16 protein-coding genes are annotated in these 16,462 nt (G+C 38.7%); 10 read left to right on the top strand and 6 right to left on the bottom strand.

Features of this window, described 5'->3' with window-relative positions; all coding sequences use genetic code 11:
• Positions 1 to 15: 15 nt before the first annotated feature.
• Genes LI82_RS09115 through LI82_RS13705 form a run of 4 tightly spaced genes read right to left on the bottom strand, consistent with a single transcriptional unit; the run spans position 16 to position 2,666 of the window.
• Positions 16 to 1,209 (bottom strand): radical SAM protein, encoded by a 1,194-nt coding sequence (locus LI82_RS09115; protein WP_048195191.1) that lies wholly within the window; start codon positions 1,207 to 1,209, stop codon positions 16 to 18.
• A gap of 28 nt (positions 1,210 to 1,237) precedes the next feature.
• Entirely contained in the window at positions 1,238 to 2,095 is an 858-nt protein-coding gene (locus tag LI82_RS09110; protein WP_048195189.1) for a polyprenyl synthetase family protein, read from the bottom strand.
• 49 nt (positions 2,096 to 2,144) lie between these two features.
• Positions 2,145 to 2,525: a cytochrome c maturation protein CcmE domain-containing protein gene (locus tag LI82_RS09105; RefSeq protein WP_048195187.1), complete on the bottom strand. Its 381-nt coding sequence runs from the start codon at positions 2,523 to 2,525 to the stop codon at positions 2,145 to 2,147.
• Between the two features lie 15 nt (positions 2,526 to 2,540).
• Complete coding sequence (locus tag LI82_RS13705) at positions 2,541 to 2,666, bottom strand: CcmD family protein (protein ID WP_081955803.1); 126 nt, start codon at positions 2,664 to 2,666, stop codon at positions 2,541 to 2,543.
• A gap of 185 nt (positions 2,667 to 2,851) precedes the next feature.
• On the opposite strand from LI82_RS13705, the gene ahbD reads away from it, so the two are divergent.
• From ahbD to LI82_RS09055, 10 genes are all read left to right on the top strand, one after another.
• Entirely contained in the window at positions 2,852 to 3,892 is a 1,041-nt protein-coding gene (ahbD, locus tag LI82_RS09100; protein WP_048195186.1) for a heme b synthase, read from the top strand.
• A gap of 767 nt (positions 3,893 to 4,659) precedes the next feature.
• On the top strand, positions 4,660 to 6,615 hold the full coding sequence (locus LI82_RS09095; RefSeq protein ID WP_048195185.1) for a methyl-accepting chemotaxis protein: 1,956 nt from the start codon (positions 4,660 to 4,662) through the stop codon (positions 6,613 to 6,615).
• Positions 6,616 to 6,658: 43 nt separating this feature from the next.
• Positions 6,659 to 7,138 carry a chemotaxis protein CheW gene (locus LI82_RS09090; protein ID WP_048195184.1) on the top strand — a complete coding sequence of 160 codons (480 nt, stop codon included), beginning with the start codon at positions 6,659 to 6,661 and terminating at the stop codon, positions 7,136 to 7,138.
• Positions 7,135 to 7,935, top strand: coding sequence for a CheF family chemotaxis protein (locus LI82_RS09085; RefSeq protein ID WP_048195183.1), 801 nt, complete (start codon positions 7,135 to 7,137; stop codon positions 7,933 to 7,935). Before LI82_RS09090 ends, LI82_RS09085 begins: the two co-directional genes overlap by 4 nt.
• 17 nt (positions 7,936 to 7,952) lie before the next feature.
• Positions 7,953 to 8,315: a response regulator gene (locus LI82_RS09080; RefSeq protein ID WP_048195182.1), complete on the top strand. Its 363-nt coding sequence runs from the start codon at positions 7,953 to 7,955 to the stop codon at positions 8,313 to 8,315.
• 14 nt (positions 8,316 to 8,329) lie between these two features.
• A complete protein-coding gene (locus tag LI82_RS09075) occupies positions 8,330 to 9,388 on the top strand; it encodes a protein-glutamate methylesterase/protein-glutamine glutaminase (protein WP_048195181.1) in 1,059 nt (352 codons plus the stop codon).
• Positions 9,378 to 12,782, top strand: a complete 3,405-nt coding sequence (locus tag LI82_RS12540; protein WP_052402859.1) for a chemotaxis protein CheW — start codon at positions 9,378 to 9,380, stop codon at positions 12,780 to 12,782. Before LI82_RS09075 ends, LI82_RS12540 begins: the two co-directional genes overlap by 11 nt.
• Entirely contained in the window at positions 12,775 to 13,377 is a 603-nt protein-coding gene (locus tag LI82_RS09065) for a chemotaxis protein CheC (protein ID WP_048195179.1), read from the top strand. The genes LI82_RS12540 and LI82_RS09065 overlap by 8 nt, the downstream gene beginning before the upstream one ends.
• Positions 13,374 to 14,036: a chemotaxis protein CheD gene (locus LI82_RS09060; protein WP_048195177.1), complete on the top strand. Its 663-nt coding sequence runs from the start codon at positions 13,374 to 13,376 to the stop codon at positions 14,034 to 14,036. The genes LI82_RS09065 and LI82_RS09060 overlap by 4 nt, the downstream gene beginning before the upstream one ends.
• Positions 14,027 to 14,839: a CheR family methyltransferase gene (locus LI82_RS09055; protein WP_048195175.1), complete on the top strand. Its 813-nt coding sequence runs from the start codon at positions 14,027 to 14,029 to the stop codon at positions 14,837 to 14,839. The genes LI82_RS09060 and LI82_RS09055 overlap by 10 nt, the downstream gene beginning before the upstream one ends.
• 312 nt (positions 14,840 to 15,151) lie before the next feature.
• Here LI82_RS09055 and LI82_RS13220 read toward each other — a convergent pair whose 3' ends face one another.
• Together LI82_RS13220 and LI82_RS09050 are read right to left on the bottom strand one after the other, a co-directional pair.
• Entirely contained in the window at positions 15,152 to 15,313 is a 162-nt protein-coding gene (locus LI82_RS13220; RefSeq protein WP_167879768.1) for a hypothetical protein, read from the bottom strand.
• A 249-nt stretch (positions 15,314 to 15,562) separates the two neighbouring features.
• A complete protein-coding gene (locus LI82_RS09050; RefSeq protein ID WP_048195173.1) occupies positions 15,563 to 16,462 on the bottom strand; it encodes a hypothetical protein in 900 nt (299 codons plus the stop codon).

Below are 16,462 nucleotides of genomic sequence, written 5' to 3'. Positions count from 1 at the left end.
GGTGTGAAATTATATTCAGTTCTTTTCCTGGAGGTCGATCCTTAAAGGTATATTTGCATCCTTGGGGATCGTATGGATATATTCCTTCCTGAATTCCGGGTTTCGCATCATGCAATACTCTGCAGAACCTTTGTATGCACTGTGTTTGCCCATACGCTTCCATATATCTGCAAGAGAATCCTCTCTTATATTGCCAAATGCAAGCGGAGTGTAAGCGCAAGGCATGACGTCACCACCGGATGTCACGTGGATCCATCTTCTGCCGGCAAAGCAGCCAAACTGGTCAGGTCCCATGAAATAAGGGAATGCTGTAACTCTTGGTCCATCTGCTGCCATATTCTTTCCTTTCTGGAACTTCTCCAGCCTTGAAACATCCTTCTGGCTGATCGTCTCATCTTCGCGCTCAAGCCATCTGCCAACAGCGATGATCTCGTAAATGGACATCTCATGCATCCCAAGGCTCTCTGCCAGGCCATAGAAATCTTCGAGGTCGTCAATATTGTCCGGGGAGACCACGACGAACATATCTGTCAGGATGCCTGCATCAAGACTATTCTGAATTCCGTCCATTGCATTCTGGTATGCTCCCTCTCTTCCACGAACGCGATCATGCTCGCTTTCAAATGGGCTATCAATGCTAATATGTGTTGCAAAAAGACCGGCATTCTTAAGGTCCTGTGCTCTTTCAGGTGTCAGCCTGAAACCGGATGTGAAACATGTTGCAATGGCCCTTGTCTTATCTACACTGGCAACCATTTCTGCAATGTCACTTCTGAGCATTGTTTCGCCACCATCGAATTGTACCGAATAGGTGCCAAGTTCAATGGCCTCTCCTACTGCCCTGTTGATCTCCTCGATACTAAGTTCAGGGTCTGCAACGATTCCTGCAGCACCACAGTGAATGCAATTGTATGGACATTTATCAGTGATCCCGATCGAGAACTGGTCGGGGATTCTCTTTTTCATGATAGCTCCGATCTGTGCACTTATAAGCCTGTTGAAGGCAGTGCTTGGTATTGGAGGGGACCATGTGGAAAAAATGATGTTCTCCTCATCTGCTCTGATGGGTTTTTCTTCCTGGAATATCTTATTGATCCTTTTGATAACCGGGCTTGCGACTGCTGAAAGGGGTCCTTCTATGTCCAGAACGACCTTTCCGTTCTCTGTACTTGCGTTTACTTTGATTACTGATTTTTCATATACCCGCATATCCTCACCTGGGTCGTTATGACTAATTTTATTTTGGAAGCATATCAATGGTTATGTAGTCTGTGATCTCAAGAAGTTTGTTCCTTGAATCCGATGGTTCAAAATTAGAAAGTATCTCTTTTGCCATTTTCACATATTCCATTGCAATTTCGGTTGCTTTTTGGACAGCCTGCTTCCGGCTCATGTCCTTCTGATATATTTGTAGCAGGGAAATGGATTCGTGATCTGATCTTTTATCATCTGCACTCTCTGTATATTCCAGAATGTCATCTACTATTTGGTATGCTATTCCCAGCTTCTCTCCGTAGTCTTTCAAGAGTTCTGCTGTAGCTTCATCCGCTCCTGCAATATAAGCTCCCATGGTTGCACTTGCAGCGAAAAGGGATGCGGTTTTCTTATCAATGCAGTCAAAATAGTTATCGTCTTCGAAGGTTACGGTTGTGCTTTTTATGTCAATGGTCTCTCCTTCGGCCATTGCCATCCCTGCCCTTCCGAATGCCCTGACTACCGGGGCACCATATGATGCTATAAGCTCGATGGACTTTGAGATCATATAGTCGCCTGCAAGCATTGCAGCTGCGGGTCCGAATTTCTTGTGTGCGGATTCAACACCTCTCCTTATCACTCCCTCATCAAGGATGTCATCGTGGATAAGGGATGCCGAGTGGATAAGTTCTATCGCAAGGGCAGCATTAATTCCTTCTTCCGAATCACTTCCGCATATTTGGGAGCAGAGCATCAGCATAATTGGTCTGACCCTCTTGCCGCCTGATCTGCAAATATGGCCGACCACCGATTTCATTTGGGATGAATCGTCCATACTGTTGATCATATCGTTCATTGAATCATTGATATGTCGGTATTCTTCCCATTCTTCGATGTTCATTGCATGTCCTCATATCTGGATATTTTGTTCTTTTTATGGAATTTATCTCTTATTCGGAGTACTTTGACGGACAGCCCATGACTATCTGTTCTGCATCTATCATTGTTTCAGATACCATGGTTCCTGTCAGGCTGATACTTTTTCCTTCTGCCAGGTTTGCAGGAAGATCTGCAGAGTATTCTACATTTATTTCATAGTTCTCATCTTCTGCATCTGTCAATGTGAATGTGGTCATTTCAGGTGAAATGCTAAGGGTTCCATTTTTCACAATTCCCATGGTGTTGACCTTCTGGTCTAAATGTTCCTGTGGGTCTGCTGTGATATCAGATACCATATAATACCCTTGCTCAACATCTACGCCCCAGAGTCCAATCGTCATCACTGCTACAATGGCAATTATGGTGAAGATCGTCTTTCGTTTTTTATCCATCTGTAAACACCTTTATCATTTAAGCTTCCGAATTTTGGAAACCAATTGTGAACGGTTGTATATGAGATAAATAATGTATGATATCAGCACTATCCATGTAATTACAAAAGCTGTCTGCAATGCCTGTATTCCCAGTGCCATGCGCGTTCACCTTGCATCGATTTTTGTCGTTGGAAATATATGGTTTCCTATGTGTTATCCATGCCTTGACGACATGGTTTAATATGGGTTCTGTGTAGTATATTGCCATACTATTTAAGTAAATTGAACGAATGTTCTATTGTACTCTTACATTATATATATCACATAAAGGAGAACTGTCTGATATGGTAAAACCTCCACGACTTATCGCATGGGAACTGACATGGGGTTGCAATCTTTCTTGTGTCCATTGCAGGGGTGCATCAACCTCAGAGATACCTGAAGGTGAGCTCTCTACATATGAAGCAAAGCACTTCGTTGACGAGGTCGCAGAAATTGGTGATCCTATCCTCATTATTACTGGTGGGGAACCACTTACCCGAAAGGACGTTTTCGAGGTTGCCAGATATGCCACTGACAAAGGTCTGCGTGTTGCTCTTGCCACAAACGGTACTCTTCTTGATGAGGACGTTGTGAGAAAGCTCAAAGATGCCGGTGTCCAGCGAGTAAGCATCAGCATTGATGGCTCGACAGCAAAGACACACGATGAGTTCCGTGGAGTACCCGGTGCATTCGAAGGTGCCATGCGTGGGATCGAATATCTCAAAAAAGGTGGTCTTGGCTTCCAGATAAACACCACGGTCACAAAAAGGAACCTTGACGAGATCCCTGATATACTTGATCTTGCAACAGAGATCGGAGCAGAGGCTCTTCATATATTCCTTCTTGTTCCAACAGGCAGGGGCAAGAACCTTGAGAATGAAGAGATTCCTCCGGTTGAATATGAGCGTGTTCTAAACTGGTTCTATGACCAGCAGAAACATGTCAGTATCCAGCTTAAGGCAACCTGTGCCCCTCATTATTTCAGGATAATGCGTCAGCGTGCTAAAAGGGAAGGCATAGAGGTCAGTGTTAAGACGCATGGGTATGAGGCCATGACTCGTGGATGTCTTGGAGGCACAAGCTTCTGTTTTGTTTCAAGCACCGGTGACGTTCAACCATGCGGTTACTTGCCTGTGGTTGCCGGGAACATAAAGGAGCAGAGCTTCAGGGAGATCTGGGAAGATTCCAAACTGTTCACCGATCTCAGGGACTTTGATAGTCTGGGTGGAAAGTGTGGAAAATGTGGCTATAAAGGTGTTTGTGGCGGCTGTCGTGCTCGTGCTTATGCTGCTACTGGTGACTACATGGCCGAAGAGCCGTACTGTATATATGTGCCTCGGTAAAAGTTTACGTTTACAAAATAATTGTAATTGTGGATTCGGGCAACAAATACCTAAAATCAAAGGGATATAAGTTAATTGTCTGATCGTCAATCTTCAGGTTACGATTTTCTGATCAGCATTTTTATTTAAAGTTTACTAAAATAAATCAAAGGGTATATTTTCAGGGGTTAACAGTTACATTACTCTGGATATCTTTTTTCGAGTTCACTTCTGGCCTTGGTCTTGCATACTGGACATTCGGTTATCTTTCACAAAAATTAGCTGATATTTCTGAATCATATATTGATGGGCAATATTAATATTCGCGAATCCATCTTTCACTTGTGTGGCATTCGCCTCATTTTCTCTTCATGGATATCACTTGTCAATTTTTGTATGTCCTTCCCCGCAGTTTGCAGGATGAATTTATCTTTGTCCATTTCAATTTTCGGGGGTTGATCTTGGATGTATTCGATATATGATCAGTTACATTATACAATAGTTTAGAAACCGTTTAACATTTGTGCATTTTTTTTGCTCATCGTTAAAATTGCCATCCACTTCTTTGGTCGAGGTATCAATGAATATGTGGGTGGAGTTCACAGTTCATGTTCATATTGGCAGACAACCTTGACTTCATGTGGCGAGTTTTTCTGTCATGAATCAATGGAGCAGCTCTATCAATCTTTGACCTCTAATTTTATATATTTCCTATGCTATACATATACTCCGCCTTCAACTCATAATAATGATAATAATAATAATCCATCATGTCAGGAGGAGTATTTATGGGAAATAAAGAGCCAATTACAGAAAACATCACAATTGTAGGGCCAGACAATAAAGACGCAAAACAAAAGGAAGAAGAGATTAGCTGGCTGATTGACAATCTTCCTGTTACTATTTTCAGATGTGACATAAAAGCATCATGGGACATATACTACATCAGCAAAAATGTATATGAGCTCACAGGTTACCCAAAGACAGATTATCTTGATAAAAAGTTGACATGGTCGGACATTGTTTTTCCCGAAGATGTGCCAAAAATTGATGAAGCTATCGACATAGCAATGAAAAATAACAAATCATACAAAGTTAACTACAGAATAAAAAATACAAGAGGAGAATCTGTTTACATCCGTGAAGAAGGTAATCTGGTAAACGATGACGAGGGAAATGCAGCTTATCTGGATGGTGTATTCCTGAACATTACAGAAAATGTCCTGGCAAAAGCAGAGTCCCAGAAAACAATTGTAAAAAGCATACCAGAACCTGCACTTGCACTTTTCGTAGATCCCGAAGGCAAGGTCAAGCACATAAATGATCATTTTGTCAAACTGAGCCAATTCCAATCTGATGAAGAAATCATAGGAAGGCCTCATTCTGATATTGTTGCAAAAACAACACTGGTTGGAGAGGATGCAGAAACTAAATTTGGAACCAACCAGTCGATTATTGAAATTGCACTGGATACTCGCAAAAGTGTGGATTCAATAGAAACAATCGTAAGGTTAAATGGGCTGGACCGTGAGCTCTACACAATAAGTTCTGTTTCACCTATATATGACGAGGAAGGTAATTTTGAAGGAATACTGGAAGTGCTTACAGACCTGACCGATATCAAGCAGAAAGAAAAAGAAGTCGAAGAATTGCTTGATTACACCAATAAATGTCTTGGAGACCTTGGAACTGGAATTAAAATGGTTGGCGAGGGTGATCTTGATACCAAGCTTGAGAAGGTCAAAGATGATGATTTCGGCAAGACCTTCGACGAATTCAATAACTTTGTAGGGAACCTAAGAGGAATTGTTCAGTCTACGGTGGGCGATATGAATGCTACGCTGGATGAGGTGAATCAGTCCCGTGAAGCTGTCAACCAGATGAATACGGGTATGGAGCAAATATCAACTGCTGCAGAACAGATTGCAACAGGATCTGAAAACCTTTCAAGACATGCTAATACTGCATCATTGGATGCAAAAGCTTCCGAACAGATATTCAAGGAACTGAGTGAAGCAGCTACAAAATCTGCAAGTTTCTCTGCTAAAGCAGTAGAAATGAGTGACGGAAGTCAAAAACTCGCAAACAGTGCACTGGAAGACCTCGAAGTAATCATGAATGAGATCGAGCAACTTGCTGGCATCGTTACATCTCTTGATGGTGCTGTTGATAATATCGATAAGGTTACTGACAAAATCAAATCCATTGCAGACCAGACAAATCTCCTGGCCCTGAATGCAGCAATAGAAGCGGCAAGAGCAGGGGAACACGGGAGAGGTTTTGCTGTTGTAGCAGATGAGGTAAGGAAACTTGCTGAAGAGTCAAGAAGCAGCACAGCCGAGATCAATGGAATTGTGGTCAATGTCCAGAAAGAGACAAAAAAGGTCACTGAAGCCATTGAAAGAGCCAAAGAACAAGTAATTAGTGGTAACAGAGATATTGGAGGGGCTCTGGGTAAGTCTGGCGAAATCACAGAGATGGTCGACAAGATCAATTCGATGCTTGGTGAACTGAATCAGAAAGCAGAAGAGGGCATGGAGAAGATCGAGAGTATCAATGAGAACATAGGGGAAGTTGCTTCAACTGCAGAAGAAAATGCTGCAAACAGCGAGGAAACTTCAGCAGCAATCGAAGAACAGACTGCAGCATCAGAACAGGTTAGTGGTTCCATAAAGAATGTTACTGATCTAGCTCAGAAGACAACGGATATGCTCTTGAAAAACTTCAAATTTTCTGAAAATTAAGGAGGTTTGACCTCCTTTTAATATCTTTTTGTAGGTGATCTAAATGAATCCTCATAATCAAATGATGGATGTTGACCAGACCGTACAGGTTATTGTATTCGCTCTTGGAGAAGAACGATATGGTGTTGATATTTCTCAGGTAAAGGAAATAATCAGGCCAACCAAGATTACAAGAATTCCGAATGCACCCGAGTTCATAGAGGGGGTTGTAAATCTCAGGGGTCAGATTACGACTATAATAAATTTAAGAACTCGATTTGGCAAGGAGACAAAAGAAACGGACAGTGAAACTAGGATTATTGTAGTTGAATACGAAAACGCAGTCATAGGGATGATTGTGGATACAGTGAATGAAGTCAAGTACCTGTCGTCAAAGAATATAGATGAGTTACCAAGCATTATAACGTCAAGAAACGATTCAAAATTCCTGACTGGTGTGGGGAAACTCGATGATGGTCTTTTGACATTAATGGATCTGGATAAAGTGTTTAGTGAAGAGGAAATCGAAGGTATGCAAAGATGAATGGCAAAGTTCACCTCCAGACTCCTGCAAAATTGTATGATGGCAAATGGGTTGATGCGGAACTCATCGTTACCGAGCAAATCCTATGCATTGGGAATACCAAAATTCAGGTAAACGAAATTGAAGACATTGGTAATGTTGAAGTTGAGGGCGTAGAGGCAATTAGGATCAAGAATGATGGAGAGATTATCATCAAGCCCCCGGAGAATCTCATGCAACAGGTTTTCCGGTTTCTTGCATTTAATTTGAAAGCCGATAGATTTGCGGTCTATTACCTTGATTCAGCAACAGTTGGAGGTGTAGTTTCATCTGGAACTCAGTGGGAGAAAGGTTATTTTAGTGTGACTGATGAGGGATTCTGGTTCATCTCACCAAAAAAGCAGCAGAAGATGCTGTTTGATAGTCTGGGCACTGTGGTGAAAGATGTGAGAAATGTTGGGGGTAAACAGAGAAAAGTTCTTGTCCTGTCCAAAGTTGAGAATGGTCAGGTCGCTACAAGCTTACTAATGTGCCCTGAAACTACATTGGAGATGCTTGAAAATTATCTTAACCGCCTTATTGAAACACATAAACCCGGGATAGAATTTACAGATATGGAAAAACAGATTTTAACACTTGTATATTCTGGATTAGATTTTGTTTCAATAGAGAATATGATCGGAATTTCTACAGACGAACTTAATGAGTACTATGATAGGTTAGTTGATTCCGGTTTGGCAAAAGTTGTGAAAATAAGAAAAGAAGTTGAATTAACCCCTCGTGGGGTGACCATGGTTGGGGACATACCGAATTTATAATTAAAAGGTGAGATTACATGCCAAAAGTATTAATTGTCGATGACACAGCATTTATGAGAAAGCTTTTGAAGAACATACTCTTTGGAGCAGGATTCGATATAGCCGGGGAAGCTGAAAATGGGAACCAGGCTGTAGAAATGTACAAGGAATTAAATCCGGATGTAGTAACAATGGATATAGTTATGCCGGATATGAATGGAATTGATGCTTTAAAACAGATAAAAAGCTTTGACAAAGGTGCAAAAGTTGTAATGTGTACCGCTATTGGTCAGGAAAAAATAGTAAAGACAGCCATCAAGCTTGGTGCAAAAGGATATATCATAAAGCCCTTCCAGGCACCAAAGGTCCTTGAAGAAATTAAAAAAGTTACTGGCGCATAAAGGCCGGGTAAAATATGATCAAAACCCTTGTTGTTGATGATTCTGCCTTAATGAGAAGGGCAGCAAGAGACATGCTTGAGAGTGCTGGCGATATAGAAGTCATCGGGATTGCAAAAAATGGCAAAGAAGCTGTAGAAAAAGCGAATAAGCTAAAGCCGGAAGTTATAGTAATGGATGTTAATATGCCTGTCATGGATGGGCTGGCAGCCGTTGAAGCTATAATGGATACAACTCCGATACCTATTATAATGTTTAGCTCTCTCACCAAAAAGGGTTCTAGAGAAGCTCTGGAAGCTTTGAGACTTGGTGCGATCGATTTTATAACAAAACCCAGTGGCTTACAAGAAATAGCTAAGAGCGAAAGCGAGCTAATAACGAAAGTTCGTAGCATCCACAATTCAAATCCAAACATTATAAGACTACTCAACCTGAAAAAGTTCAAAGGTGAGGTAATAAATGGAAACTGGAATTGTCCGGAGATGCAAAATATGGGAGTACTTATTGGTTCATCAACAGGTGGCCCTTCTTCTCTTGAGCAAATAATTCCAAGATTGCCAGGCAACCTGCCAGCATCGGTTTTTGTAGTCCAGCATATGCCAGAAGGCAATTTTTGTAGCCAGTTAGCTGCGAGATTGAATACCTTATCAGAACTTGAAGTAAAAGAAGCTGAAAATAATGAGAAAGTAAAAAATGGAGTTGCTTACATCGCCCCTGGTGGCTATCATATGCAAATTCGAAAAGCCTTGAATGTAACCAGGATAAAGATCATAAAAGGTGAACCGATGCACGCTGTAATGCCTTCTGTCGATGTGACTGTTGAAAGCTTTGTAAATGTATATGGGAAAAATTCAATCGCCACAATACTTACGGGAATGGGGGTCGATGGAGCATCCGGATTCAAAAAAATAAAAGAATCAAATGGATCTACCATAGCATGCAGTGAAGATACCTGTGTTATTTTTGGGATGCCAAAAGCTGCAATCGAAGCCGGAGCAATTGACGTTGTAAAACCTATTTTTGAGATACCTGAAGAAATTATTAGGATGTTAGAGGTGAAATGCAATGCAAACTGATATGGACGCTTACAAGGATGATTTCCTTCAGGAAGTAAATGAGTATCTTGAGATATTCAATCAGTCTTTTGTAGATCTGGAAAATGGTGATAATGACGCTTTGGATGAAATATTCAGAGTAGCACACACAATTAAAGGAATGGCAGGATTCCTTGGATATGCATCACTTGAAAAACTCTGTCACAGCATGGAAGAAGTTTTAAGTGGCATAAAATGTGGCGATATCGTAATTGATAGCGACCTTATAGACATAATGCTTTCAACTGTAGATCGAATAAATGAAATGGTGGAGAAAATAGAAAGCGAAGGCAACGATGAGATTAAAATCGACAACCTTCTAAATGCTTTCGACATGTATAAATCTCAAAAAGATGAAGAAGTTGAAGATCGCATCCCTGAAGAAAGCACCTCTGCAATAATAGATACGCAGGAAGCCGAAGATGTGGAATTTACTCATCGGGAAGAAGATGTCTCTGCCGTAACAGGATCTCTGGAAACAGAAGATCTAAATTCTGAAAATGAGGACGGAGAACCTAATCTCATACTCAATGTAAAAATAGCTCCTGATTCTGATATAAAGGAATTGAAAGCTATATTGGTTATTGAATCTCTGAAAGAAGCAGGACATGTTATAAGAACAGAACCTACAGAAGAAGAGATCGATAGCACTTTTAAGGGTTCACTTAAAGCCTTCATCAAGGGGGATGCGGGCAAAGTGGAAGATGTAATGAACAAAATTTCTGAAATTGATAATTTTGAAGTTATCTCCTGTGATCAAGAAGAACATAACGAATCTGTGGATTCTTCTTTGAAAAAAGATGTCTCTTCTGTGGTAAGATCTCTGGAAACAGAAGATATGAAATCTAAAAATGAGGGCGCAGAACATAATCTCATACTCAATGTAAAACTAGCTCCTGATTCTGATATAAAGGAATTGAAAGCAATATTGGTTATTGAATCTCTGAAAGAAGCAGGGCATGTTATAAGAACAGAACCTACAGAAGAAGAGATCGATAGCACTTTTAAGGGTTCACTTATAGCCTTCATCAAGGGGGATGCGGGTAAAGTGGAAGATGTAATGAACAAAATTTCTGAAATTGATAATTTTGAAGTCATCTCCTGTGATCAAGAAGAAAATGAGGAAAATGTGGATTCTTGTCCTCTGGAAGAAGCTGTCTCCGAAACATCAGGGTCTTTGGAAACAGAAGATCTGAATTGTGAAAAGGGGGATGGGGGGCATAATCTCATACTCAATGTAAAACTAGCTCCTGATTCTGATATAAAGGAATTGAAAGCGATACTTGTTATTGAATCTTTGAAAGAAGCGGGGTATGTTATAAGAACAGAACCTACGGAAGAAGAGATCGATAGCACTTTTAAGGGTTCACTTAAAGCCTTCATCAAGGGGGATGCGGGTAAAGTGGAAGATGTAATGAACAAAATTTCTGAAATTGATAATTTTGAAATTATCTCCTGTGAACAAGAAGAAGTCACTGAGGAAATTCAACTCCCAAATCAGGATGAAATGGAAAATATTGCTCAGGAGGATATTCCCAATAATGAAGGAAGTAAAGGGGAGCAAGAAATAATCGAATCTACTATTCAAACAAATGAAAGTATGATGTTTACATTTAAGGAAATTCTCAGTAATGAAAATTGTTCTCTTCAGGAAAAGTTAAGGAAATTGATAAACACACTTTTCGGGAATAACTATTCCGGTGCAATATCGGCAAAGGAAATCATTCAGGATGAAGAAGCTTCGTTAATGTTTGAAGAAAGTATTCTGGAAGATGAATCCTCGTTAATATCTGAAGAAATTATTCAGGAAGATGAATCTCCGTTAATGTCTGAAGAAATTATTCTGGAAGATGAAGTTTCGTTAATTTCTGAAGAAAGTATTCAGAAAGATGAAGTTTCGTTAATTTCTGAAGAAAGTATTCAGAAAGATGAAGTTTCGTTAGTGTCTGAAGAAAGTATTCAGAAAGATGAAGTTTCGTTAATGTCTGAAGAAAGTATTCAGAAAGATGAAGTTTCGTTAGTGTCTGAAGAAAGTATTCAGAAAGATGAAGTTTCGTTAATGTCTGAAGAAAGTATTCAGGAAGATGAATCTCCGTTAATGGTGGAAGAAGATATCCAGAAAGAAGTAGTTAACATCAGAAATATTGGATCAAATCAAGATAATTGCACTGCCAAGCAGGATACTACTAAAAAAGGATCAGTGGGGAACAAAAGGCAGGATACAATACGTGTTCGAGTTTCCAATATTGATAGCATAATGAACCTTGTTGGAGAACTTGTAATTAACAAAGGTTGCCTTCTTCAAATTTCCCAGGAGCATAGGATACCCGAACTGGAAGAGGCTACTGCAATTTTGGACAAATCCATCACAAGTTTACAAGATGAAGTTATGATGATGAGAATGGTCAAAATCGAAAAGGTATTCAAAAAATTCCCAAGAATGGTGAGGGACCTAAGTAGAAAGTTTGAAAAAGACATAGGTTTTGAAATCGAGGGTCAGGAAACTGAACTCGATAGGACTATTCTTGACGAAATTAGTGATCCTTTGGTTCATCTTGTAAGGAATTGTGTCGATCATGGAATCGAAACTCCGGAAGAAAGAGCAAAAGCCGGTAAAAGTCAAACAGGACATATAAAACTTTCAGCAAAAAGGGAGAAGAGCAACGTCATAATTGAAATTGAAGATGACGGGAAAGGTCTGGATTTGAAAAAGATCAAGAATAAGGCTTTAGAAAAGGGGATCATTTCATCGACTGATTTGGATAAACTTAGTGAAGATGAAATTAGGATGCTTATTTTTACTTCAGGACTATCTACAAAAGACAGTGCGACCGAGATCTCAGGACGAGGGGTCGGAATGGATGCCGTGAAGACAACTGTCGAGAAACTGGGTGGTAAAATAAAAATATACTCCCAGAACGGGAAAGGTACCAAGATGAGGATCAACCTCCCTCCCACAGTTGCAATTATAAAGTCACTTGTTGTTGAATCCGGGAATGAGACTTATGCAATTCCAATTTCCAATGTTGTTGAAGCACTCGATGTTAACAAAGATAATTTCAAACTTATACGTGATCAGCCACTGCTTTATGTAAGAGAAAAGCTGCTGCCTGCAATAAGATTAAAAGAATTTTTTGATATTGGGGAGTATGGCAAACAATTGGAAAAAGAAGTTGGTATTATTGTAGAGAGGGAAAGTGAAGAAGTTGCGTTACTTGTTGATTCAATAATTGATCAACAAGAAATAGTGATAAAACCACTGGGCAGTGTTTTGTCAAAAGTTAAAGGATTTATTGGAGTTACAATTCTGGGGGATGGAAGGGTCATACCGATCCTGGATGTATCAGCACTAGTAGGAGGAGATATAGATGCTTGAATTAGAATGTCTTAGTGAAATGGAAGTAGAGGTTTTAAAAGAACTTGGTAATATTGGTACTGGACATGCAGCCACTTCACTTTCAAAATTGTTAGACAAATATATTGAAATTACTGTTCCAGAAGTAAAAATCGTAAGTATAGCAGATTTGCGTGGCGAATTGTATGAAGAAGTTGTAGCAGGTGTCCTTATAGCATTACAGGATCTTGAGGGGAACAACTCTGGTTACCTATACGTCATGGTACCTATGAAATCTGCAGACAAACTTGTAGTGGAAATGTATGGGACAGAAGATGTTGACGATGAGATGTATGCTTCTGCAGTAATGGAAGCTGGAAACATACTTGCATCATCATTTTGTGATGCCTCAGCTGACTTCCTGGACATAATCCTGTTACCTTCTCCTCCAAATTATGCAGTTGATATGGCTACTGCAGTTATGGATGGGGTAGTTTCCCAGATGGCACAAAAAAGTGATAACCTAATTATATTTGAAACCAAGCTAAATTCGGAGTCAAACATCGAAATAAATTTGGCATTGTTACCTGAAGATGATTTATTCAGTAACATTATGAATATATTGGAAGGATTATGAGTAACGATATTGCATACGTCTCAACAGCAAACGCAAAAGCGATTGTTTTGAGCAGAAATAATACAGTAGTGGGTTCATACTGTTCTATGGATGGTAGGTGTGCATCTGGTTCTTGCCATCCAGATTGTGAACTGATAATAGGCGCAAAGAACCACTTAAAAGGTAGCTCCCCGGACTCCAATGTACAATTATTAGAAGGAGAGTTGATTGCTGGCATTGGAGAATACAAAGTGGGAAAAAATATCCTACTGAAAGCAATGGGACTTGGTTCCTGTGTAGGTGTGGTACTTTACGATCACAAAAGTCGTATGGCTGGTATTGCACATGTATTGCTCCCCGGAGCGTCAAACGATGGAAAAACCAAACATGCTGAAACTGCCATAACAACAATGCTTGAAGAAATGGTTTGCAATGGAGCAAGGCGAAAACATATTTCTGCAAAGGTTGCAGGTGGTGCCCAGATATTTAAGCACATGAATCTGGACATACTTAAGATCGGTGATCGGAATATTAAATCTGTTGAAGAAACTCTCAAAAAAGAGAAAATCGAAATATTAGCCACAGATGTAGGGGGAAGTATGGGGAGAAATGTTATTTTCAATGCAGTTGACGGAAGTCTAATTGTTAAATATAGCAATGGGAAGGTATTATGGATGTAAGTGATACAGATTACTTTGATCTTCTTACAAACAAGGTATCTAAATTATCGGGTATCGTTCTCGATGGTTATAGGGATAAATACCTTCGGAGAAGAATTGATCTGAGAATGAGGGTTGTAGGAATCACTGATTATAAGGATTATATGCGATTTCTTGAAACGAATGAAGGTGAATTAGCTGCACTCATAGATACTCTTACTATTAATGTGACTGAATTTATGCGAGACAAAACACCGTTCATATTTTTCAAGGATAACTTGATTGCAGATATAATAGAAAGAAAGCAAAAATCACAAAGCAAACTGGTTAGATTTTGGAGTGCTGGGTGTTCTAACGGAGAAGAACCTTATTCTATTGGGATCTGTGCAAAAGAAGTATTTCCTGAAGATTGGAACATATCGATATATGCTACTGATATAGATGAAAAGTGCTTAAAAAATGCTTCAGAAGGGGTGTACTTCAAGGATAAAATTAAAAACCTTGACTATATGCTCAGGCACAAGTATTTTGAAAAATCTGAGGATACTTTTAAAGTAAAAAAGATTCAAAATCTATCATATAGATTCAAAAGATATGATCTAACAAACGATACTCCAGTTTCAAAGCATTTTGACACTGTTTTCTGCAGGAATGTGATGATATATTTCAATGAAACTCAAAAAGTAAAAATGATAAGCAACTTCTACGATTCACTCACAAAAGGTGGCTATCTCATAATAGGTAAATCCGAAACATTACCTCCTGAAATGAGAAGTTTATTTGAACCTGTGAGTATAAAAGACAAAATCTACATGAAAATTTAAAGGAATATTCAGTTCTGCTCTTTTAAAACCGTCTCCTCATCTTTTTTAGAATTCATGTCGGTTTATTAATGTTATTATGGATTATTGAAATATTGAAATATTCCCTCAGATAGGTCTATCTGCGAAATATGGTTTTTGATACTTTTCTGATTATTTAAATTTCCACTTATATCTACCAAACACTACTTTTTTGATTATAAATTAATATCTAAGCAGCCCTGCTTCGATCCATATTCAATCAAAAATATTCTCATGTAACTAAAAAAATTAAATGTGTGTATCAGGTCATTTTATTCTACACTTTCAGATAATTCATCTCTTCAAAAGCATTAAAGAAAACGAAAATATCAAAAGTGCAGCATAGAAAACAACACTATAGTCAAGTCTGTTGTAGAGTGAAAGCCATTGATAAACAAGCATTGAACCTGAAAACAATGCTAAGACTATAAGGCCTATGTATTTTGCGTCTAACATATTTAAATCACTTTTTCCTGTTTTAAATTATCTATCAATATAAAACTAAAATCAATTAATGAATCAATTAATTATTTTTATGCTATAATTTGAATAAATACTATCAAATTCGATCTGAGTCCAAATGCTTGGAATTCTACTAGAGATTTCATTCTAAATATTATTTTTTTGAGCACTATATAATATTGGAAATAATTTATTATTTAACTCTAATGATGGAGATTTTGATGTTTCCACTGAGCTCCTATTTTAGGGGGTGTTGTACCTTTTTAGATTTTCTAAAACCCCTTCAAGCTCGGTTTTAATTTCTTCGATGTCTAAATTTTCTCCTTTCATTTCTGACATGAAATCGGCTTTCTTTTTCTCCTCAATAATTATGTCATTCTTCAATGACTCTATGAAACTATCGTCGTCATCTTCAAAGGAGAAATCATCATTGTAAGGGTCATCTTCAGACATTTCGAAAGAAAATTCATCATCCTGGCTATCATCTTGTTCGTCTCCTACCTCTCCAAAACCGAAGTCAAATTCATCCATATCAATAGACAAATCACCATTAAGTGATAAATCCGAATCCGGTTCGTCAACTTCAATTTGAGTGCCTAAACTACCTGCAGTAGCCATCTCATTGATCAGATTATCATCAAAATCCAATTCATTCTTTTTATTTCCTACGATTTTATCGACATCAAAATCTATATTTGATTCATTTTCTGTGGAAGTAGCATTTTTAGAACTAGCCATGTCTGTAAATATGGCCTCGTTTTCCCGGTCACCTTTTCCAGGCAAACTTAACTTAATAGATGATATCTTTGATCTGAAATTGGTAAAAATACCTTTAATGCCAGAATAATTTGACTCCTTATCAACTGCTAATTCTGATGTTTCATTTTCTTTTGAATCAGATTCACTGTTAATTAGCTTCTTGATTTTTTGACCAGTTCCTACAAAAGGATTCGATACTTTAAATTTGGAAAAATCAATAAATTGGCCTAGCATTTCATATGATTTTGATGTGGAGGTATTAGGATCAGGAATCTTATCTCCCCTATATTTATCATAGAAGACTGCGACACTCATCACTATTATACTAACAACAATCCCCAGGATAATTGAAGAATCTATTTCTGTTAAAATTGATAAATCCAT

Source organism: Methanococcoides methylutens (assembly GCF_000765475.1).
In the GTDB taxonomy this organism is placed as follows: Archaea; Halobacteriota; Methanosarcinia; order Methanosarcinales; family Methanosarcinaceae; genus Methanococcoides; species Methanococcoides methylutens.
Note: the sequence above shows the minus strand (reverse complement) of the source record. Positions and strands in the feature narration are given on the sequence as shown.